General features: G+C 68.8%; 17 protein-coding genes and 2 pseudogenes. 11 read left to right on the plus strand and 8 right to left on the minus strand.

Features of this window, described 5'->3' with window-relative positions; all coding sequences use genetic code 11:
* The 10 genes and pseudogenes from A8M77_RS33480 to flgL all read left to right on the plus strand — a co-directional run.
* Nucleotides 1-134 (plus strand): annotated as a pseudogene (locus A8M77_RS33480) (chemotaxis protein CheW); the annotation flags it as partial.
* Nucleotides 135-163: 29 nt separating this feature from the next.
* Nucleotides 164-1,837: a methyl-accepting chemotaxis protein gene (locus A8M77_RS33485; RefSeq protein ID WP_086925792.1), complete on the plus strand. Its 1,674-nt coding sequence runs from the start codon at nucleotides 164-166 to the stop codon at nucleotides 1,835-1,837.
* Between the two features lie 16 nt (nucleotides 1,838-1,853).
* Complete coding sequence (locus tag A8M77_RS33490) at nucleotides 1,854-3,875, plus strand: methyl-accepting chemotaxis protein (RefSeq protein WP_086925793.1); 2,022 nt, start codon at nucleotides 1,854-1,856, stop codon at nucleotides 3,873-3,875.
* A 39-nt stretch (nucleotides 3,876-3,914) separates the two neighbouring features.
* The gene (locus A8M77_RS33495) at nucleotides 3,915-5,510 is read left to right on the plus strand and encodes a methyl-accepting chemotaxis protein (RefSeq protein ID WP_238137065.1); all 1,596 of its coding nucleotides are present in this window, start codon (nucleotides 3,915-3,917) and stop codon (nucleotides 5,508-5,510) included.
* Between the two features lie 60 nt (nucleotides 5,511-5,570).
* Nucleotides 5,571-6,101: a chemotaxis protein CheW gene (locus tag A8M77_RS33500; RefSeq protein WP_238137066.1), complete on the plus strand. Its 531-nt coding sequence runs from the start codon at nucleotides 5,571-5,573 to the stop codon at nucleotides 6,099-6,101.
* A 17-nt stretch (nucleotides 6,102-6,118) separates the two neighbouring features.
* Nucleotides 6,119-7,705: a methyl-accepting chemotaxis protein gene (locus tag A8M77_RS33505; protein WP_086925794.1), complete on the plus strand. Its 1,587-nt coding sequence runs from the start codon at nucleotides 6,119-6,121 to the stop codon at nucleotides 7,703-7,705.
* A complete protein-coding gene (locus A8M77_RS33510; RefSeq protein WP_086925795.1) occupies nucleotides 7,702-9,426 on the plus strand; it encodes a methyl-accepting chemotaxis protein in 1,725 nt (574 codons plus the stop codon). The genes A8M77_RS33505 and A8M77_RS33510 overlap by 4 nt, the downstream gene beginning before the upstream one ends.
* 110 nt (nucleotides 9,427-9,536) lie before the next feature.
* Nucleotides 9,537-11,111 (plus strand): methyl-accepting chemotaxis protein, encoded by a 1,575-nt coding sequence (locus tag A8M77_RS33515; protein WP_086925796.1) that lies wholly within the window; start codon nucleotides 9,537-9,539, stop codon nucleotides 11,109-11,111.
* Between the two features lie 98 nt (nucleotides 11,112-11,209).
* Complete coding sequence (gene flgK, locus A8M77_RS33520) at nucleotides 11,210-13,168, plus strand: flagellar hook-associated protein FlgK (RefSeq protein ID WP_086925797.1); 1,959 nt, start codon at nucleotides 11,210-11,212, stop codon at nucleotides 13,166-13,168.
* A gap of 12 nt (nucleotides 13,169-13,180) precedes the next feature.
* Nucleotides 13,181-14,395, plus strand: a complete 1,215-nt coding sequence (gene flgL / locus A8M77_RS33525; RefSeq protein ID WP_086925798.1) for a flagellar hook-associated protein FlgL — start codon at nucleotides 13,181-13,183, stop codon at nucleotides 14,393-14,395.
* A 50-nt stretch (nucleotides 14,396-14,445) separates the two neighbouring features.
* Here the strand turns inward: flgL and A8M77_RS33530 are convergent, their stop codons facing one another.
* From A8M77_RS33530 to A8M77_RS37345, 5 genes and pseudogenes are all read right to left on the minus strand, one after another.
* A complete protein-coding gene (locus A8M77_RS33530) occupies nucleotides 14,446-15,609 on the minus strand; it encodes a serine hydrolase domain-containing protein (RefSeq protein WP_086925799.1) in 1,164 nt (387 codons plus the stop codon).
* A 28-nt stretch (nucleotides 15,610-15,637) separates the two neighbouring features.
* Nucleotides 15,638-16,450, minus strand: a complete 813-nt coding sequence (locus A8M77_RS33535; protein ID WP_086925800.1) for a class I SAM-dependent methyltransferase — start codon at nucleotides 16,448-16,450, stop codon at nucleotides 15,638-15,640.
* Between the two features lie 75 nt (nucleotides 16,451-16,525).
* Nucleotides 16,526-16,972, minus strand: coding sequence for an SRPBCC family protein (locus tag A8M77_RS33540; protein ID WP_086925801.1), 447 nt, complete (start codon nucleotides 16,970-16,972; stop codon nucleotides 16,526-16,528).
* 118 nt (nucleotides 16,973-17,090) lie between these two features.
* Nucleotides 17,091-17,216: pseudogene (locus tag A8M77_RS33545) on the minus strand (YjbQ family protein); the annotation flags it as partial.
* Nucleotides 17,195-17,323, minus strand: coding sequence for a hypothetical protein (locus A8M77_RS37345; RefSeq protein ID WP_272947471.1), 129 nt, complete (start codon nucleotides 17,321-17,323; stop codon nucleotides 17,195-17,197). The pseudogene A8M77_RS33545 and the gene A8M77_RS37345, both read right to left, overlap by 22 nt.
* 64 nt (nucleotides 17,324-17,387) lie before the next feature.
* Here A8M77_RS37345 and A8M77_RS33550 point away from each other — a divergent pair, with 64 nt between their 5' ends.
* Complete coding sequence (locus tag A8M77_RS33550) at nucleotides 17,388-17,972, plus strand: molybdopterin-dependent oxidoreductase (protein WP_086925802.1); 585 nt, start codon at nucleotides 17,388-17,390, stop codon at nucleotides 17,970-17,972.
* A 301-nt stretch (nucleotides 17,973-18,273) separates the two neighbouring features.
* On the opposite strand, the gene A8M77_RS33555 is transcribed toward A8M77_RS33550, so the two are convergent.
* The 3 genes from A8M77_RS33555 to A8M77_RS36330 all read right to left on the minus strand — a co-directional run.
* Nucleotides 18,274-19,461, minus strand: a complete 1,188-nt coding sequence (locus A8M77_RS33555; protein ID WP_086925803.1) for a glycoside hydrolase 100 family protein — start codon at nucleotides 19,459-19,461, stop codon at nucleotides 18,274-18,276.
* 119 nt (nucleotides 19,462-19,580) lie between these two features.
* Nucleotides 19,581-20,501 (minus strand): MBL fold metallo-hydrolase, encoded by a 921-nt coding sequence (locus A8M77_RS33560; protein WP_202820692.1) that lies wholly within the window; start codon nucleotides 20,499-20,501, stop codon nucleotides 19,581-19,583.
* 244 nt (nucleotides 20,502-20,745) lie between these two features.
* Nucleotides 20,746-21,161, minus strand: a 416-nt coding sequence (locus tag A8M77_RS36330) for a hypothetical protein (protein WP_202820691.1), incomplete at its 5' end; no start/stop codon positions are given.

The following is a 21,161-nucleotide window of genomic DNA, read 5'->3' on the forward strand; positions in this document are numbered from 1 at the left end:
AGATGGCCTCGGCGCTGGACACGGACTACCTGATCGGCCTGGGCACGCTGGAGGAGCGGATGCTGATCCTGGTGGACATCGACCGGTTGATGTCCAGCGAAGAGATGGGCCTGATCGAGAAACTGGCCGCCTGACCCCCACCGAACCAAGGGAGAAATGTGACATGAAGAACTGGCGTATCGGAACCCGCCTGGGCATCGGCTTCGCGCTCGTGCTGGCCTTGCTGGCCGTCGTCGCGGCCATCGGCGTCTTCCGCCTGCAGAACGTGGGCGAGGCGATGCAGGACATGGTGGAGCGCTCGCTGGTCAAGGAGCGGCTGGCCGCGAACTGGCTGCTCAACACCAGCAACAACAGCGTGCGCACCTTCGCGCTGCTCAAGAGCAACGACCCCGAAGTGCAGGACTACCTGCAGAAGAACATCACCAAGACCAGCGCGCTCATCTCCGAGACGCAGAAGAAGCTGGAGACGATGCTGGACACGCCCGAGGAGCAGGCAATCAGCGCCGACATCAAGCAGCGGCGCAGCGACTACGTGGGCCTGCGCAACAACATCCTCAAGCTCAAGGGAGAAGGAAAACTGGACGAGGCCAAGCAGCTCACGGACCAGAAGCTGATCCCGCTCCTGGAGGCCTACGACGCCAGCATCCGCGGCATGCTCGCGCACCAGGGCGAGCGCATCGACAAGGCGGCCGAGTCGGTCGAGGCGCTCTACCGCTCCGGCCGCGTCAACGTGATCGTGCTGGCCGTGCTGGCGCTGGCCCTCGGGGCGGTGCTGGCCTGGCTGCTGACGCGCAGCATCACCCGCCCGCTCAACGAGGCGGTGCAGGTGGCTCAGACGGTGGCCTCCGGCGACCTGCGCAGCGAGGTGGTGGTGAAGACCCGCGACGAGACCGGCCTGCTGATGGAGGCGCTTCAGGGCATGAACGCCAGCCTGGCGCGGGTGGTCGGCGAGGTGCGCCACGGCACCGACACCATCGCGGCAGCCTCCACCGAGATCGCCAGCGGCAACCAGGACCTGTCCTCGCGCACCGAGGAGCAGGCCAGCTCGCTGCAGCAGACCGCGGCCTCGATGGAAGAGCTGACCAGCACCGTGAAGCAGAACGCCGACAACGCGCGCCAGGCGAGCCAGCTGGCCCTCTCGGCCTCCGAGGTGGCGGTGAAGGGCGGCAAGGTGGTGGGCGAAGTGGTGGACACCATGGGCTCGATCCACGCCTCCTCGCAGAAGATCGTGGACATCATCGGGGTGATCGACGGCATCGCCTTCCAGACCAACATCCTGGCGCTGAACGCGGCCGTCGAGGCGGCACGTGCCGGCGAGCAGGGCAAGGGCTTCGCCGTCGTCGCCGCCGAGGTGCGCAGCCTGGCACAGCGCTCCGCCGCGGCCGCCAAGGACATCAAGAGCCTGATCGACGACTCGGTGGGCAAGGTGGATGCCGGGGCGGCACTCGTGGGCGAGGCCGGCCGCACCATGGACGAGGTGGTCGCCAGCGTGAAGCGGGTGACGGACATCATCGGCGAGATCACCGCGGCCAGCCACGAGCAGACGCTGGGCATCGAGCAGATCAACCAGGCCATCACGCAGATGGACCAGGTGACCCAGCAGAACGCGGCGCTGGTGGAGGAGGCCGCCGCCGCGGCCCAGTCCATGCAGGAGCAGGCGGGCCACCTGGTGCGGTCGGTGAGCGTGTTCCGGCTCGACGCCGGCGCGCAGGCCATTCGCATCGTGCCTTCGCCTTCGCCTTCGCCTTCGAGTCCGCCCGGGAAGCGAGATCGCCCGCTCCCACGGCCCGCGGCGGCGAGCGCGGGCGCCGCGGCCGGCGACTGGACAGAGTTCTGAGCCGGGGGAGGTGCCGATGAACAGCGCGAGCTCCTCGAAGCGCGACCCGTCCTTCGTTTCCCTGAGCCGCACCATGACCCTCGGCGCTGCCGCGGGGATGTTCCTGGTGGCGGTGCTCGTCCTGGCGGTCTTCTACGCGATGGCCTCCTCGCAGCAGCAGCGCAGCGCCGCGCAGTACGCCAATGCCAAGGCCGAGGCCATCGCCCGGTCGCTGGACATCTTCGACCAGACCATGCGCCTCACGGCGGAGAACGCCTTTGGCGTCTTCCGGCGCCAGTTCGCGGCCAGCTTCGTCCTCGACGCGGCCGCGCAGGGCGCCTTGAGCAGCGGCGGAACGCCCATCGACGCCGCGCGCATCGCCGAGGTGGATGCCTTCGCGCGCGACTTTCCCGGCGCCAACGCCACGGTGTTCGTGGCGCAGGGCGAGGACTTCCGCCGCGTCACCACCTCGGTGAAGAAGGAGAACGGCGACCGTGCCGTCGGCACCCTGCTCGACCGCAGGAGTGGGGCCTATCCGGTCCTGCGCGAGGGCAAGCGCTTCGTGGGCCGCGTCATGCTGTTCGGGCGCCCTTTCATGACGGTCTACGAGCCGGTGCGCGATGCGGCCGGCCGCGTGGTTGCCGTGCTCTACATCGGCCTGGACATCGCGCAGCAGCAGGCCTCCTTCGGCGAGGCCGTGAAGAAGACGCAGATCTTCGACACCGGCGGGCTCTACATCGTCAATCCCACGGGCGGGGCCGCCGCGGCGACGCTGGTCTTTCATCCGACGGCAGCCGGCAAGAAGCTGGCCGAGCTCCTGCCGGGCGACGAATCGGCCGCATGGCTGGAGCGGATCTCGGCCAAGGAGGCCCTGTGGATCGACGACGCACGGGCCGTGCTCGCGCCGGCGGACGGGCGCGCACGCCATGCCTCCGTGGCGGGAAGCGAGGCGACGGGCTGGCTGGTGGTGGCGGAAGTGCCCACCGCGGAAGTGCTGGCGGCGCTCTATCGGCAGATGGCCTGGCTGGGCGGTTGCATTGCGCTGGCTGCCGTGCTGTTGGGCCTTGCGCTGATCGTCTTCATCCGCCGCACCGTGCACCCCCTGAGCTTGCTGAGCGTGCATGTGCAGGCGCTGGGGCAGGGCGACCTGTCGCGACGGCTGGCGTCGGACCGCCGCGACGAGATGGGCGTGATCACCCGCGCCGTGGAGGCCATGCGCCAGGGCCTGGCTGGCGTGGTTGGCGGCGTGCGGCAGGGCACCGATGCCATTGCCACCGCCTCGAGCCAGATCTCGGCCGGCAACCAGAACCTGTCGTCGCGTACCGAGGAGCAAGCCAGTTCGCTGCAGCAGACGGCGGCATCGATGGAAGAGCTGACCTCCACCGTCAAGCAGAACGCCGACAACGCGCGCCAGGCCAACCAGCTCGCGCTGTCGGCTTCCGATGTGGCGGTGAAGGGTGGCGACGTGGTGGGCCAGGTGGTGAGCACCATGGCCTCGATCCATGCCTCGTCGAAGAAGATCGTCGACATCATCGGCGTCATCGACGGCATTGCCTTCCAGACCAACATCCTCGCGCTCAATGCGGCGGTCGAAGCGGCCCGTGCCGGCGAGCAAGGCCGTGGCTTCGCGGTCGTGGCTTCGGAAGTGCGCAACCTCGCGCAACGCTCCGCGGCGGCGGCCAAGGAGATCAAGGGCCTGATCGACGACTCGGTCGGCAAGGTCGATGCGGGCACCGCCCTGGTGGGCGAAGCCGGCAGGACCATGGAAGAGATCGTGGGCAGCATCCGCCGCGTGACCGACATCGTTGGCGAGATCACCGCGGCGAGCCACGAACAGACCCAGGGCATCGAGCAGATCAACCAGGCGATCACCCAGATGGATCAGGTGACGCAGCAGAACGCCGCCCTGGTGGAAGAAGCCGCCGCCGCGGCGCAATCGATGCAGGAACAGGCCGATCGGCTGGTGCAGGCGGTGAGCGTGTTCAAGCTGGAAGCCCACGCGCCTGGCCTTCTTCCGGAACGCGGGACTCAAGACCGGCGCGCAATTGCCGATAACTGATCGAGCACCGCACCAACACCCCGATCCGGAGACATCCACATGTCCTACTTGCCGAACCTCCGCGCGATGAGCATCGCGAAGAAACTCGGTCTTTTCACCTGCAGCGCCGTCGCCGGCATCCTGCTGCTGACCGCGCTCTTCCTGGTGTCCGAGCGCAAGCTGATCCTCGAGGACCGGCAAGCCGGCGTGCGCCAGGTCGTCGAGGCCGCGCATGGCCTGCTGGTCCACTACCACGCGCTGGCGGCCAAGGGCGAGCTGAGCGAGGCGCAGGCCCAGCAGCAGGCCATGCAGGCGATCCGCGCCCTGCGCTATAGCGGCAACGAATATCTCTGGCTCAACGACATGACACCCCGGATGCTGATGCATCCGATCAACCCGGCCCTGGAGAACAAGGACCTCTCCGACAACAAGGACCCGACCGGCAAGCGTCTGTTCGTCGAGTTCGTGAACATGGTGAAGACGCAGGACGCGGGCTTCGTCCCCTACATGTGGCCCAAGCCGGGCAGCAAGGACCCGGTGCCCAAGGTCTCCTACGTCAAGGGCTTCAAGCCCTGGGGCTGGATCATCGGCTCGGGCGTGTACATGGACCAGGTCGAGGCCGCGATCCTCGGCCGCCTGGCGGAGTTCTCGGTCTATGCGCTGGCGCTGGCTGCGCTGCTGTTCGCCTTCGGCTGGGCGCTGTCGCGTGGGCTGCTCCGGCAACTGGGCGGCGAGCCGGCCCAGGCGGCGGCCATCACCCGCCGCATCGCCGAAGGCGACCTGGCGGTGGCCATCGAGCTCCGGCGCGGCGACACGGGCAGCCTCCTGCATGCGATCGCCGGGATGCGCGACAGCATCGCGGCCATCGTCGGCCAGGTGCGCAGCGGCACGGACACCATCGCCACCGCCTCGGGCGAGATCGCCTCGGGCAACCAGGATCTGTCCTCGCGCACCGAGGAGCAGGCCAGCTCGCTGCAGCAGACCGCGGCCTCGATGGAGGAACTGACCTCCACCGTCAAGCAGAACGCGGACAACGCCAACCAGGCCAACCAGCTCGCGCTCGCGGCCTCGGACGTGGCGAAGAAGGGCGGCGGCGTCGTCGGCCAGGTGGTCGAGACGATGGGCTCCATCAACAGCTCCTCGCAGCGGATCGTGGACATCATCGGCGTGATCGACGGCATCGCCTTCCAGACCAACATCCTGGCGCTCAATGCCGCGGTCGAGGCCGCGCGTGCCGGCGAGCAGGGCCGCGGCTTCGCGGTGGTGGCGGCCGAGGTGCGCAACCTGGCGCAACGCTCCGCGGGCGCGGCCAAGGAGATCAAGGGCCTGATCGACGACTCGGTGTCCAAGGTGAACGCGGGCACGGCGCTGGTCGGCGAGGCCGGCAAGACGATGGAGGAGATCGAGGGCAGCGTGCGGCGCGTGACCGACATCATCGGCGAGATCACCGCCGCCAGCCGCGAGCAGGCCACCGGCATCGACCAGGTCAACCAGGCCATCGCGCAGATGGACCAGGTGACGCAGCAGAACGCGGCACTGGTGGAGCAGGCCTCCGCCGCCGCCCAGTCCATGCAGGAGCAGGCCGGCAGCCTGGTCGAGGCGGTGAGCGTCTTCAGGCTCGACGGCCGCGCCCCGCGCGCCTCCCGGGGCCACTGATCCATTGACGGACCGGCGCCGCCGGCGGACGACCACCATTCTTCAGAGAGAGACCAAGACATGTTGAACACGAGCACCGAATCTTCGAAGCAGGCCGCCGCCCACGGCGCGATCCTGTCCTCCTCCACCGGCGGCCGTCCGCTGGAATTCCTGTCCTTCACGCTGGGCGAGGAGGAATACGGCATCGACATCCAGAAGGTGCAGGAGCTGCGCGGGTACGACGCGGTGACGCGCATCGCGAATGCGCCGGAATTCATCAAGGGGGTGGTGAACCTGCGCGGGATCATCGTTCCGATCATCGACATGCGCATCAAGTTCGCGCTGGGGCAGCCGACGTACGACCAGTTCACGGTGGTGATCGTGCTGAACATCGGCGGCCGCGTGGTGGGGATGGTGGTGGACAGCGTGTCGGACGTGATCACGCTGAGTGCGGACCAGATCAAGCCGGCGCCCGAGATGGGCTCGGCGCTGGACACGGACTACCTGATCGGCCTGGGCACGCTGGAGGAGCGGATGCTGATCCTGGTGGACATCGACCGCCTGATGTCCTCCGAAGAGATGGGCCTCGTGGAAAAGGCCGCCGCGGCCTGAGCATGAGGAGTCACCCCATGAACTTCAAGAACTGGAAGATCGGCACGCGCCTGGGCTTCGGCTTCGCGTCCGTGCTGCTGCTGCTCGCAGTGATCTCCGGCACCGGCATGCTGCGCCTGGAGCGGGTGGGCGACGCCACCGAGGAGATGGTGCAGGGCGCCCTGGTCAAGGAGCGGCTCGCGAGCGAGTGGGCCAAGCTCCTGGGCACCGCGATCGTGCAGACCTTCGCGATGGTCAAGTCCGGCGATCCGGCGGCCGAGGCCCATTTCGCCAAGAGCCGCCTGGAGACCTCGCAGCGCATCAACCCGGTGCAGAAGAAGCTGGAGGAGCTGCTGAGCACCGCCGAGGAGAAGAAGCTGTACGGCCAGGTCGCCGATGCGCGCAAGGTCGTGCTGGACACGCTCGCCGAGATCGTGAAGCTCAAGACGGCCGGCGACGCCGCGGGTGCCAACCAGCTCGCCGACACGCGCTTCGCGGCCGCGCTGACGGTCTACGAGGACGCGGTGGCGAAGATCGCCCTGCACGAGCGCGAGCTGATCGACTCGGTCGCGGCCGGCATCTCGCGGGACCATCGCAGCGGCCGCAACCTCATGATGGGGCTGTCGGCCCTGGCATTGGTGCTGGGCGCCCTGTGCGCCTGGCTGACCGCGCGCAGCATCACCCGGCCGCTGGGCCAGGCGGTGAAGGTGGCGGAGACGGTGGCCAGCGGCGACCTCAGCGCCCGCATCGAGGTGGCATCGCGCGACGAGACCGGCCAGCTCATGCACGCGCTGCGCGAGATGAATGCCAGCCTGGCGCGGGTGGTGGGCGAGGTGCGCCACGGCACCGACACCATCGCCACCGCCTCGGGCGAGATCGCGTCGGGCAACCACGACCTGTCCTCGCGCACCGAGGAGCAGGCCAGCTCGCTGCAGCAGACCGCGGCGTCGATGGAAGAGCTGACCTCCACCGTCAAGCAGAACGCCGAGAACGCGCGCCAGGCCAACCAGCTCGCGCTCTCGGCCTCCGAGGTCGCCGTCAAGGGCGGCGACGTCGTGAGCCAGGTCGTGGACACCATGGCGTCGATCCATGCCTCCTCGCAGAAGATCGTCGACATCATCGGCGTGATCGACGGCATCGCCTTCCAGACCAACATCCTGGCGCTGAACGCGGCCGTCGAGGCAGCACGTGCCGGCGAGCAGGGCAAGGGCTTCGCGGTGGTGGCCGCCGAGGTGCGCAACCTCGCGCAGCGCTCGGCCGCCGCGGCCAAGGAGATCAAGGGCCTGATCGACGACTCGGTCGGCAAGGTGGACGCCGGCACGGCGCTGGTCGGCGAGGCCGGCCGCACCATGGAAGAGATCGTCGGCAGCGTCAAGCGCGTGACCGACATCATCGGCGAGATCACCGCGGCCAGCCACGAGCAGACGCTGGGCATCGAGCAGATCAACCAGGCCATCACGCAGATGGACCAGGTGACCCAGCAGAACGCGGCGCTGGTGGAGGAAGCCTCGGCCGCCGCCCAGTCCATGCAGGAGCAGGCCGGCAGCCTGGTGCAGGCCGTCAGCGTGTTCAGGCTCGGCGCTTCGCCGTCCTCCCATTCCCTCCAACCCGAACTCGAATCATGAAGTCCTTCTCCAACCTGCGCATCGGAACACGCCTCGCCCTGGGCTTCGGCCTGGTGCTGCTGCTCACCCTGGTCTCCGCGGCCTTTGCGTTGATGAGCGCCGCCAGGAACGCCGAGGCGACGCGCGTCATGATGCAGAGCCCGCTGGCCAAGGAGCGGCTCATCTCCGACTGGTACGTGCTGACCTACTCGGCCATCGCGCGCACCGCGATGATCGCCCGCACCAGCGACGCGACCCTGCCCGTGACCTTCGCCGACGTCATCTCCGACAGTGTGAAGAAGGGCAGCGAGACCATGGCCAAGGTCGAGGCCCTGCTGTTCACCGACGAGGAGAAGGCCACCTTCAAGACCATCGTGGACCTGCGCGCCAAGTACCAGCTGGCCAAGGACGCGGTGCAGAAGGCCAAGGCCACCGGCAGCCCGCAGGAGACCGACGCGGTGTTCAAGGACGTCTTCCAGCCCGCCGCCAAGGCCTACGAGAGCCAGGTCCTGGCGCTGCTGGCGATCGAGCGCCGCGACATCGACCGCATGAGCCGCGAGATCGACGAGGCGAACGCGAACGCCTTCAACCTGCGCATCGGGATGACGGTGCTGACGCTGCTGGCCGGCGGCCTGTGCGCCTTCCTGATCGCGCGCAGCATCACCCGGCCGCTGGCCCAGGCGGTCAAGGTGGCGGAGACGGTCGCCGGCGGCGACCTCAGCACCCGCATCGAGGTCGAGTCGCGCGACGAGACCGGCCAGCTCATGCAGGCGCTCAAGCGCATGAACGAGAGCCTGGCGCGGGTGGTGGGGCAGGTGCGCAGCGGCACCGACACCATCGCCACCGCTTCGGGCGAGATCGCCTCGGGCAACCAGGATCTGTCCTCGCGCACGGAGGAGCAGGCCAGCTCGCTGCAGCAGACCGCGGCGTCGATGGAGGAACTCACCAGCACGGTCAAGCAGAACGCCGACAACGCGCGCCAGGCCAACCAGCTGGCCCTCTCGGCCTCCGAGGTGGCGGTCAAGGGCGGGGGCGTGGTGTCGCAGGTGGTGGACACCATGGGCTCGATCCACGCGTCGTCCAAGAAGATCGTGGACATCATCAGCGTGATCGACGGCATCGCCTTCCAGACCAACATCCTCGCGCTCAATGCCGCGGTGGAAGCGGCGCGTGCGGGCGAGCAGGGCCGTGGCTTCGCCGTGGTGGCGGCCGAAGTGCGCAACCTCGCCCAGCGTTCCGCCGCCGCGGCCAAGGAGATCAAGGGCCTGATCGACGACTCGGTGGGCAAGGTCGACGCCGGCTCCGAGCTGGTGGCCGAGGCCGGCCGCACCATGAACGAGGTGGTGGACAGCGTCAAGCGGGTGACCGACATCATGGGCGAGATCACCGCTGCCAGCCAGGAACAGACCCAGGGCATCGAGCAGGTGAACCAGGCCATCACGCAGATGGACCAGGTGACGCAGCAGAACGCGGCCCTGGTGGAAGAGGCCGCGGCCGCCGCGGCGTCGATGCAGGAGCAGGCCGCCAGCCTGGTGCAGGCGGTGGGCGTTTTCAAGCTGGGCCGGGACGAGGCAGTGACGGTGCTGGCGCAGGTGAAGGCTGCCAGCCGCGTGCTGCCGTCCGGGCAGCGCAAGCTGCCGGCGCCCAAGGCGCCGGTTCGCGCGGCCGCCGCGCCCGCGACGGCGCACAAGCCGGCGGCCGTCACTGCGGCCGCACCCTCGGGCGACTGGACGGAGTTCTAGCGCCTGTCAACGCCACGCAAGGGGCCGCGCCTTCAACTTCGGGCGCGGCCTGCCGATAAACACCGGGTCCGGCCCCGTTCCATGGGCGGCCTCATGAAGGAAGAAGAAAAATGCAGTGGTTCCAAAAGCTCCGCGTCAGTGCCAGGCTGATCCTCGCCTTTCTGGTGGTCGCCGCGCTGGGCGCCGTGATCGGCGCGCTCGGCATCTTTCACATGGGGCGCATCAGCGCCGGCACGGCCCGGCTCTACCACCACGAGATGCACACGCTGGAGTCGGCGCAGGCGGCCAACATCCACCTGCTGTATGCCAGCCGGGCCCAGATGAGCCTGCTGTCGGCGTCGACCAAGGGCGAGCGCAATGCCGGCATCGCCGAACTCCGGAAGGCGGGCGGCGAACTGGGCGAGCGCATGGCCGAGATCAAGCCGGTGCTGCTCGAGACCGAGGAGGGCACCAGGCTCTACCAGCAGTACGAGGCGCGCGTGGCGCCGCTGCGCAAGCGCATGGGCGAATTCATCGAGCTGATCTCGGCGCAGTCGCTGGACAGCTCGCAGTTCGACGGCCGCGTGGCCGAGGAGAGCGCGCAGCTGCTGAAGGACTCGCGCGCCCTCGAGGAGGTGCTGGCGAGCATGGTGGCGCATGCCGACGGCATGGCCAAGACCAGCATGGAAGGCGCCGAGAGCACCTTCAAGACCTCCCGCCTGCTGATGTTGGCCGTGGCCCTGGTGGGCCTGCTGGCCAGCGTGGGCCTGGGCGTGGTGGTGGCCCGCATGCTGTCGCGCCAGCTCGGCGGCGAGCCGGCCTATGCGGCCGACGTGGTCGGGCGCATTGCCGGAGGCGATCTCGCGGTGGGCGTCCAGGCGCGCTCGGCCGGCGAGGGCAGCGTGCTGCATTCGATCAAGCTGATGCAGGACCAGCTGACGGAGGTGGTGGTGCGGATCAAGCATTCCAGCGATGCCATCGCCACGGCGTCCAGCCAGATCGCCTCGGGCAACCACGACCTGTCCTCGCGCACGGAGGAGCAGGCCAGCTCGCTGCAGCAGACCGCGGCCTCGATGGAAGAGCTGACCTCCACCGTCAAGCAGAACGCGGACAACGCCCGCCAGGCCAACCAGCTTGCGCTCTCGGCCTCCGGCGTGGCGGTGAAGGGCGGCGAGGTCGTCAACCAGGTGGTGGACACCATGGCCTCCATCCATGCGTCTTCCAAGAAGATCGTCGACATCATCGGCGTGATCGACGGCATTGCCTTCCAGACCAACATCCTGGCGCTCAACGCCGCGGTGGAAGCTGCGCGTGCCGGCGAACAGGGCCGCGGCTTCGCCGTGGTGGCGGCCGAAGTGCGCAACCTGGCGCAGCGCTCTGCGGCCGCGGCCAAGGAGATCAAGGGGCTGATCGACGACTCGGTCGGCAAGGTGAACGCCGGCACGGCGCTGGTCGGCGAGGCCGGCAAGACGATGGAAGAGATCGTGGGCAGCGTGAAGCGGGTGACGGACATCATCGGCGAGATCACCGCGGCCAGCCACGAGCAGACCCAGGGCATCGAGCAGATCAACCAGGCGATCACGCAGATGGACCAGGTGACGCAGCAGAACGCCGCCCTGGTGGAGGAAGCCTCGGCGGCCGCCCAGTCCATGCAGGAACAGGCCGGCGGCCTGGTCCAGACGGTCAGCGTGTTCAGGCTCGCATAAGGCCTGCCTAAAGAAGCCGCCGCGGCTGCCGATAAACAAGCAAGGGCAGGGCAGGCCGCCTTGCCCATCCAGAACAAACACCTTCAAAGCCAAGCCAAATGTCGATGTTCTATACCGGCCTGACCGGCCTGAGCGTGGCCCGCAGCGCGCTCATGACCACGGCCCACAACACGGCCAACGTGTACACCGCCGGCTACAGCCGCCAGGTCTCGGTGATCGCCACCAACGGCGCGATCGGCCTGGCCTCCGGCTTCGTCGGCACCGGTGCCCGCGTCACCACCGTCGCGCGCAGCTACGACGCCTACCTCACCGCCCAGCTCAACGGGGCCGAGGCCACCGGCGCGGCGCTCTCGAGCTACGAGTCGCAGATCAGCCGCATCGACTCGCTGCTCGCCGACAAGACCGCCGGCCTGTCGCCGCTGATGCAGAACTTCTTCGCCGGCGTGCAGGGCGTGGCCAACACCCCGGCCGACCCGGCGGCGCGCCAGCAGCTGATCAGCGCGGCGCAGGCCCTGGCCAACAAGTTCCGCGCCACCGACGCCTACCTCAGCGACCTCAACACCTCGGTCAACGAGCAGATCCAGGGCAGCGTCGGCGAGATCAACACCTACGCGGCCCAGATCGCCAAGCTCAACCACCAGATCGGCCAGATGAGCGGCATGGCCGGCGGCCAGCCGCCCAACGACCTGCTGGACCAGCGCGACCAGCTGGTGAACCAACTGGGCAAGCTGGTGGACGTGAAGGTGCTGGAGCAGGACGGCGGCAAGTACAACGTCTTCATCGGCAACGGCCAGTCGCTGGTGCTGGGCGACCAGGCGATGTCGCTGAAGTCCGGCCCCTCGGCCGCCGATCCCACGCGCATCGGGCTCTCGCTGGTGGGCATCAACGGCACGGCCACCGAGCTGGCCGACAGCGTGTTCACCGGCGGCTCCGTCGGCGGGCTGATGGCCTTCCGCAACGAGACCCTCTCCACCAGCCAGAATGCCATCGGCCGCCTGGCCATGTCGCTGACCAGCGCCTTCAACGACCAGCACAAGCTGGGCGTGGACCTCAAGGGCGTGCTGGGCGGCGACTTCTTCAACAAGGCCGCGCCGGGCGTGTTCTCCAACGCGCACAACACCGGCAACATGGTGCTGGGCGCCAGCATCACCGACACCTCGCAGCTGGGCATCAGCGACTACTCGGTGGAAGTGAAGGACGTGGCGGGCGTGCTCACCTACTCCGTCACCCGCCTCACCGACAAGCAGGTGGTGGGCAACTACACCACCTTCCCGATCAGCTTCGACGGCGTGCAGCTCGCCGCCGCCAGCGGCACCGCGCAGGCGGGCGACCGCTTCCTGGTGCAGCCCACCCGCACCGGCGCGCGCGACGTGGACGTGCTGGTGCTCGACCCGTCCAAGGTGGCCGCGGCCTCGCCGCTGGTGGCCGGCAACACCGCCGGCAACAAGGGCAGCGGCGCGCTGGGTGCGCCCACCGTCGATGCCGGCTACCTGGCCGCGCCGCTCGCGGCGCCGGTCACGCTGAGCTTCGACAGCGCCACCGGCACGCTCTCGGGCTTTCCGGCGGCCTCCGCCGTGACCGTGACCCTGCCGGGCGGCGGCTCCACCACCTATCCGGCCGGCACGCCCGTGCCCTACACGGCGGGTGCCTCGATGAGCTTCGGCGGCGTCACCGTCAAGATGACCGGCGCCCCGGCCAACGGCGACACCTTCACGATCCAGAAGAACACCGGCGGCGTCTCCGACGGCAGCAACGCGCTGCTGCTGGCTGCGCTGCAGAAGAAGAACGTCATGGACGGCGGCACCTCCACCTTCGGCGCCTCCTTCGCGCAACTGGTGAGCTCGGTGGGCAACCGCACCATGGAGATCCGCACCGCGGAGAAGACCCAGTCCAGCGTGACCGAGCAGATCCGCGCCAGCCGCGATGCGATCTCCGGCGTCAACCAGGACGAGGAAACCGCCAACCTGCTGATGTTCCAGCAGATGTACCAGGCCAACGCCAAGGTGATCCAGACCGCCTCGGCCATGTTCGACGCGATTCTCGGTATCCGCAGTTAAGGAGTCGACGCCATGCGCATCAGCACCCAGGCCTTCTACGGCCAGAGCATGTACGGCATCGGATCGCAGCAGCAGCAGCTGTTCCGCATCCAGCAGCAGCTTTCCGCCGGCACCAAGTTCCTCACCCCGGCCGACGACCCGGTGGCCGCCGCGCGCGCCCTGCGCGTGAGCGATTCGCTGGCCCAGTCCTCGCAGTACGCCACCAGCCGCGGCCGCGCCACCCTGGCCCTGTCGCAGGAAGAGGAGGCGCTGAAGTCCGCCACCAACATCCTGCAGAACGTCAAGACCCTGGTGGTGCAGGCCGGCAACGGCACGTTGTCGGACGCCGACCGCGCCTCGCTCGCCACCGCGATCCAGAGCAACCTGGACCAGCTGGTGAACGTGGCCAATGCGGACGACGGCAACGGCCAGTTCATCTTCGCCGGCTACAAGAGCGCCAACCCGCCCTTCGTGTCGGCCGCCGGCGGCGGCGTGCAGTACATGGGCGACCAGGGCCAGCGCCTGATCCAGATCGACGTGGCGCGCCAGATGTCGGTGACCGACGACGGCCGCAGCGTGTTCCAGTCGGTGCAGGGCGGCGCCGGCTACGTCACCAGCGCGAACGCGGCCAACACCGGCTCCGGCGTGTTCGGCTCGGTCGGCGTCACCGATGCGACTGCGCCGCTGTACGGCAAGGACTTCACCATCAGCTTCGCCGGCGGCAACTACACCGTCAGCACCAACGACACGCCGCCCGTGGTCGCGGCCAGCGGGCCGTATGTGGCCGGCACGCCCATCAGCTTCGGCGGCGTGCAGCTGAGCATGAGCGGCACGCCGGCCAACGGCGACAGCTTCCAGGTCGCCACCGCGAAGAACGCCGGCACCGACATCTTTGCGTCGATCGGCGAACTGGTGAGCGCGCTGCGCCAGCCGACTGCCGGCGGCGGCGATGCCGCGCAGGCCCGCCTGCAGAACGCGCTGGCCACCGCCAACGTGAAGGTCACCAACGCGCACGACAACGTGCTGACCATCCGCTCGTCCGTCGGCTCGCGCATGAACGAGATCGACGCGCTCGACACCGCGGGCGCCTCGCGCGACCTGATCGACAAGGACTACCTCTCCGACATCCAGGACCTGGACCCGGCGGCGGCGATCTCGCAGTTCATGCAGCAGAAGACCGCGCTGGAGGCATCGATGGGCACCTTTGCCCGGCTGAACGGCATCGCGTTGATGAACTACGTGCGCTGAGCACGAGGGGCAGCAATGCAACGATGCCTGGACGCGTGCGCGTGCGCGCTTCAGGCGGACTCGACCACCGCGGCCAGCTTCTCGAACAGTTCCTGCGCGAGGTTGAGGTCGCGGCGCGAGCCTTCGGGCGTGGCGTTCACCATGACAGAGATCGTCGCGTTGCGTGACGCGAGGTTCATGGTCGCGATCTGGAATCCGACGCCGCTGCCCGTGTGGCCCCACCAGTTGCCGATCTGGCCGATGCCCAGGCCGTAGCGGTCGTACTCCGGGCCGTTGGTGACGGCACGCGCACGCGACTTGCGCAGATCCTGCAGCGCCGCATCGAGCAGCGAGCCGCGACCCAGCGCGTCACCCCACACGAGCAGGTCGGCGAGCGTCGAGGCGATGGCGCCGGAACCCGCCAGCGAGGTCGGGCTGATGGGCGGCAGGTCTTCGGCGACACCCGTGGCGACGTCGACCGCGTAGGGTGTGGGCGTCGGCGGCGGCAGCTCGGCCGACGACGGATAGCGCGTGCCGCGCAGCCCCAGCGGGTTGAAGATGCGCGCGGCGAGCGCGTCGCCCAGCGATTGGCCGGTCACCGCTTCCACCACCATGCCGAGCAGCACCGTGTTGGTGTTGCTGTACTGGTATTGCTCGCCGGGAAGAAACGCCGGCTTCACGGCGAACGAGAAGGCCACGAGCTCCTGCGGCGTCCACACGTGCAGCAGGTCCTTCACGAAGATGTCGAGAAAGCCCGGCTGCATCGAGTAGTCGGCCAGGCCGCTCTGGTTGCCGGCCAGATCGGCCAGGTCGATCAGCTGGCCGTTGGGCACGCCCGCGATGTAGCGGCCGATCTTGTGCTCCAGCGCAAGCTGCCTGGATTGCACCAATTGAAGCAGCAAGGTCACCGTGAACGACTTGGTGACGCTGCGGACCGGGAAGGTGCTGTTCAGCGCCATCGGCGCGGCGCGGGCCACGTCGGACAGTCCGAAGGCGCGGATCCAGGGCGCCTCGCCGGCCACGCGCACGCCCGCCAGGATGCCCGGCGGGTGGTAGGTCGCGGAGATGTCCTGGACGGCCTTCAGGTAGCCGTCCTCGCGGGAAGTCGCGGTCGCCGGCAGAACGAATACGCCCGAATCGCCCGAGCCGCCGCCTCCGCACGAGGCGAGCCAGGGCGCGAGAGCCGCCGCACCGGCCCAGCGGCCCAGGCGGCGGCGTGTCAGATCGCAACGCATGATGATGTGCCCGTCGGTTGAGGCTGCGCTATCGCGTCGCCACGATCACATGCGCCTGGATCTTGCCGGCCGCCGGCCCATCGCCGTGGCGGGCGGCGATCGCCTCCGTCGCGCGATCCGTCGCGTGTGGAAGCGCGCTGGCGTCGCGCGCCTCGATTTCGTTGCGCAGCGGCGTTCCCTGGCAATAGGCGGTGGCGGCATGGCGTGCCGAGGGCGCGCGGCTGAGCTTTTCGAGCGTCTCGATCTCGATGCCGGTGAACCCTGCGCGGCCCAGGTCCTCGCGGATCAGCGCGGTGTCGTGATAGCCGTGCGGCGTGCGAGCGAGGAATCGCGGCGGATCGTGCGGAAACAGCGCGGCGAGGGCGTGAGTGACCTCGTCGGCAAAGGCGTTCTCTTCGATGCGGTCCCACACATTGAAGACGAAGCGCCCGTCGGGCCTCAGCACGCGGCGCGCCTCGGCGTAGCCGGCGACCCGGTCGGGAAAGAACATCGCGCCGAACTGGCAGCAGACGACGTCGAAGGAGGCATCGTCGAACGGAAGCTGGAGCGCGTCCGCCTGTTGCCACTCGATGCGGCTGTCCGCCCCCTGCCGCGCGGCGGCGTAGTCGAGCATGGGCTGGTTGAGGTCGGTCACCACGTAGCGCGCACCGGCGCCGAGCCTGGGCGCCAGCGCCCGCGTGACCACGCCGCTGCCGGCCGCCGTTTCGAGCACCGCGCCGGGCGAGGAGGCCGCGGCAAGCGCGGCCAGGTCGGTGGCATAGGCCTCGAAGATCAAGGGGACCATCAGCGTGTCGTAGAACTTCGGAATCGAGCCCGCGAACACCTTGTCGCTTTCGGCCATGGGGACCTCCTGGACAGCGGTGCAGCATGGTGGCTGCGTGCGCCGCGCTCGTCAACGTCATCCCGGGCAGGCGCCTCAACCCGGAATATCCGGCTCGACCAACTGGGCGAGCGCGACAAGCGACTCCTGCCAGCCCAGGTAGCACATCTCGGCAGGAATCACCTCGGGGATGCCTTCCTGCACGACGGACATCTCGGTGCCGCAGGACACCGCGGTCAGCGTCACGGTGGTCTTCATGGTGCCCGGCAGCTTGGGGTCGTCGAAGCTCGCGTCGTAGGCGATGCGTTGGCCGGGGACGAGTTCCAGGTACTTCCCGCCGAACGAGTGGCTGTGGCCGGTCCCGAAGTTGGTGAAGGACATGCGCCAGGCGCCCCCGACCACGGGCTCCATGTGGTGCACCTTGCCGGTGAATCCGAAGGGCGGCAGCCAGCGCTCGAAGGCGCTGGGCTCGACGAAGGCGCGGTAGAGCCGGTCCGGCGGAGTGCGAAGCACGCGGTGCAGACGGACGGTGTTGGTGGCCATGTGGTGTTCTCCTGAAATGCAGAGGATGACCCTCTATCCGTACGTCGAACGAGGCTGCGGAAAATCGACATGCGGCGAGATAGGGGGAAACCCGGGTCGCAAGCTGGCCGCGTTCGGGTCACTCGCCGGCCAGATGCAACACCACCTGCCGCCGATGCGCGCGCACCCGGTGCTCCCAGAGATAGATCCCCTGCCAGGTCCCCAGCGCCAGGCGTCCGCCGGTCACGGGAATCGACAGTTGCAGGCCTGCATGCGTTGCGCCGCGACCCATTCGGCGACGGGCCGCGTGATCTCGACCAGGCCGCGGCCCGGCGTCGGGATGTCGAGGGTGGTGGTGGACTGGTGGAGCATGGGGGAAGCGTAAGCCTAAAGTCTGGATGGACAGGCGCCGATGCGGCCGCCCACAATCGCGCCCATGAACAAGCGACACTTCCTCGGCACGACCGCGCTCGCCGGCCTTCTTCCCGCGGTGAATGCGCAGGCCGCGGACGCGCCTCGCAAGGGCCCGGGCCTTCTCACCATCAGCGGCGCGATCGGCAAATCCAACCGCGGCCCCGTCGATACCGCGCTCGACCAGTTGCTGGTGAAGCACGGCGTCAAGTTCGACAAGGCCTTCGTCGTGGACGCGGAGGCGCTGGGCCGCTTGCCTGCCGTGCGGATCAAGCCGACGCTGGAGTACGACGCCAAGCCTCATGCGCTCGCGGGCCCGCTGCTGACCAGCGTGCTGGAGCTGGCGGGCGTGCCCACCTCCGGCGAGGTGATGCTGGCCCTTCGCGCGGTGGATGGCTACGTGGTGCCGCTCAAGATCGCCGATGCACGGAGCTACCGGATGATCGTGGCGACCGAGATCGACGGCCGTCCGCTCGCGCTCGGCGGGCTGGGGCCGCAGTGGGCGGTGTACGAGGCGGATACGCTGGCGGCGTTCAAGGACAAGCCGCTGAAGGAGCGGTTTGCGCTGTGTCCCTGGGGGGTGTACAGCATTGAGGTGACGCGGGGTTGATGACCGACATGCGGCGCACCGCTGGTGACGTCGGTCAAGAGGACGACGGCGTATGCGAATTGGTGTGTAGGAGATCTCGCGGCGAGGCTCCACATTCGCGCAATGGACAGGCTGGGCGATGCTGGGGTCAGTACGGTACGGCCAACCCGTCGTCGTCGATAGACGGGATTTTCTCGAAGGGGCTGAGCCGGCGATAGGCTTCGGTGTTCAGGTCGTGTGCGGGAGGGTCCATGCCGGCCAGCTCGAACGTAGACCTTGAGCATGGTGATGTTCCTTCGTTGAAGCGTGCCTCGCGCGGCGCCTACCACGCCCTCGCATCGCCCTCCAGCGCCCGCCGCGCCAGCAGGAAGGTCGCGGCATTCCAGCTCTGCCCGGCCATTCCCCGCGGTGCCAGCGTCCGCCCGTGGAACCACTCGGTGAAGCGCCAGTCGTCCAGCGCATTCACGCGCGCCAGCCGCGCGAGCTCGGACCAGGCCGGCTGGTGCAGCCCCAACCGCGCCAGCATCATCACCCAGAAGCCGCCGACGAAAGGCCAGATGCCGCCGTTGTGGTACTGGTGCACCAGGTTCTGCTGGTGACGCGCCATGTAGAGCCGCCACAGCGGGTGCTGCGGCGACAGCGGTTGCAGCACCACGCGCACCGGGTAGGGCACGCTGGCGTTCGCCGCGCTGAGCGTCTCGACGATGCGGTAGGCCATGGCGGTGTCCGCCAGTCCGCACTGGATGGCCAGCACGTTGCCGAACACGTCGCCTTCGTGGCCGACCACCGAGAGATTGACGAAGCTCAGGTACAGGCCAGGATCGCGCCGGCCGCGGCGCGCGTAGTGCCGCAGCAGCCGTGCCCGGTGGTACTTGGGCAGCTCGGGCTGGAAGGGATTGAACAGGTGGTTGAAGTGGTAGCGCGTCGCCTCGGCGTCGTCCAGCGCGTAGCGGCGCTTCACCTCGTACCAGAGCGCGTTGGTGTAGAGCACGTAGCCCGAGCGCGGCATGATGTCGGCCCAGTCGCTGGCCTCGTTCTGCTGCAGCAGCCGGAAGTGCTGGTGCTCCTGCGCCAGCAGCCAGCCGATCGCGCGGCCGACCTCCACGCTCCAGTGCGAGGGGCCGACGCGGCCATGGCGGCGCACGTGGTCCACGCCGATCAGCCACCACAGGGTGGCGTCGATGCAGCCCAGGTACCAGAAGTCGGCATCCAGGCCGTCCGGGTCGACGTATTTGGGGATCTGCCCGTTGGCCGCCTGTTGCGCCGCGAGCGCGTCGAGGCTGGCCACCGCGCCGTCTTCGAGTGCGGGCACGCCGCTGCCACACATCGCCATCACGCAGATCGCGGCGTCGCGGCCGAAGATGCGTGTGTAGCGCCTCGCCACGGCGGCCTCGGTGCGGGTGGCGGCGAGGATGCCGTGGGGCGTGAGGTTGCGCTGCAGCAGCTCGAGCGAGGCCCGGGTGCAGGCGTCGATCAGGGCGAGGCTGGGGGTGTCGGGGGTCGTCGTCATGGCGGGTCGCGCGAGGCCTCGTTGCCCGGCCGCGACGCCCCGTAGTTTGCATCGAGATCGAAAGGCAGCCGTAGGACCGAACCCCGAGCTGCCTCACGACCACGCTGGTCAAGGGCCGGTCAGTAGTGCCAGTTGTCCGGTATCCAGCGGAAGACGTCACCGGCGACCGCCACCCGGCCGACGGACGGGAACGACAGGTGCGTGGCCACCAGCCGCTCGCGGCTCGCCGCCAACTCGTTCAGGAGACGGAGCCGGACGCGGACCGCCTCATCGGGGTCGTGGTCGAAGGCGTTGTGCCAGTCGGGGCGCTCGAAATGGTCCGGGAAGACGGCATCGCCGACGAAGGTCAGCCGCTCGCCGCCGGACGCGAAGCGGACCACGCTGTGCCCGGGTGTGTGGCCGCCGGTGCGATGCGCAACCACCCCGGGCGCCACCTCGTGCTCGGTGTCGAAGGTCCGCACCTGGCTGCCGTATGCGTCCATGAAGCGCGCAGCGGCCGACCTGAGCACGTCCGGGAATCCGCCGAAGGTGTTGTGGGAGAAATCGGGCGACGACCAGAATGCGACATCGGCGGCCGCCACGTGGATCGGCACGTCCGGACGCAGCCGGCCCTTGAGCCCGTCGTCGGCGAGCAGCCCGCCGACGTGGTCCACGTGCAGGTGGGTCAGCACCACGTCGGTCACGGATGCGGGATCGATGCCGGCGGCCTCGAGTCGCGAGGTCAGAAGTCCGCCGGCCCGCGGCGTGTCCGGGTACTCCGCCCCCATCCCCGTGTCGATGAGCACGGTCCGGCCGCCGCTGCGCGCCACGACCACGTTCAGCGGCCAGCAGTACACGTCCGGCTGCTGGCGCTCGTCGTCCAGCCAGGCCGCCAGCTCGGCCGGGTCGGCATTGGTGGCCAGGGTCGTCGCTGGCAGCGGAAACACGCCATCGCTGATCACCATCACGTCGATCTCGCCGATCTGCAGCGCGTAGCGCGACGGAACCCGCTCGTCGTGGCTCTGGCTGTAGGGGCGCACGGTGTCATCTACGGAAAGCATCATCGAATCTCCAGTGGACGGCCCGATCGCCCGGGCCAAGCCAGTCGGATGACTGGCAGGAAATTCCCTTCAACATCCTGGGAGTTGCAGGGCACGGATCACGGCGGAAGGCCGTGTGGCTTTCATCGTAGGGAGGGAGGTCAGGAGGCGGTAGGACTGCAAGCGGAAGCAGAGTGGTGCCTGATACGCACCAAACGGCAGCCGATGCGCAACTCGATCGGCTGGTGCTGGTGGCGAATGACGATCACCGGTCCGTTGGTCGAGACAGGATTTCCAGCACCCGCGCGACCAGCCGGGCATCGGTCGCGTCGAGTCCCGCCACGAGTTCGGGTTCGTGGCGTTCCCCAGCCCAGATGCGCTGCACGGGCTCGACCAGCTTGAACCCCTTGCCCTCGAAATCGGTCAGCAGCGCTTCGAGCTCCGCCCGTTCCTGACCGTCGCCCCGTGCCACCGCAGCGATGCCTTGCAGCACGGGCTCGAACTGCTCGAGCAGTCTGGCAGTGCGCTCGCCCTCGGCGCCGCCACCACCGCCCCCGATCAAGTCGCCTTCTCGCAACCGTTGCAGCGTCTGCGCCGCCTCGCCCGCGGGCAGGGCCTGCAGGGCCGCGTTCAGCGCCTGCGAGAATGCGGCGCCGTCGAGCTCGAAGGCCGCCTGGATTG

The sequence above is a fragment of the Variovorax sp. JS1663 genome (assembly GCF_002157355.1).
GTDB lineage: Bacteria > Pseudomonadota > Gammaproteobacteria > Burkholderiales > Burkholderiaceae_C > Variovorax.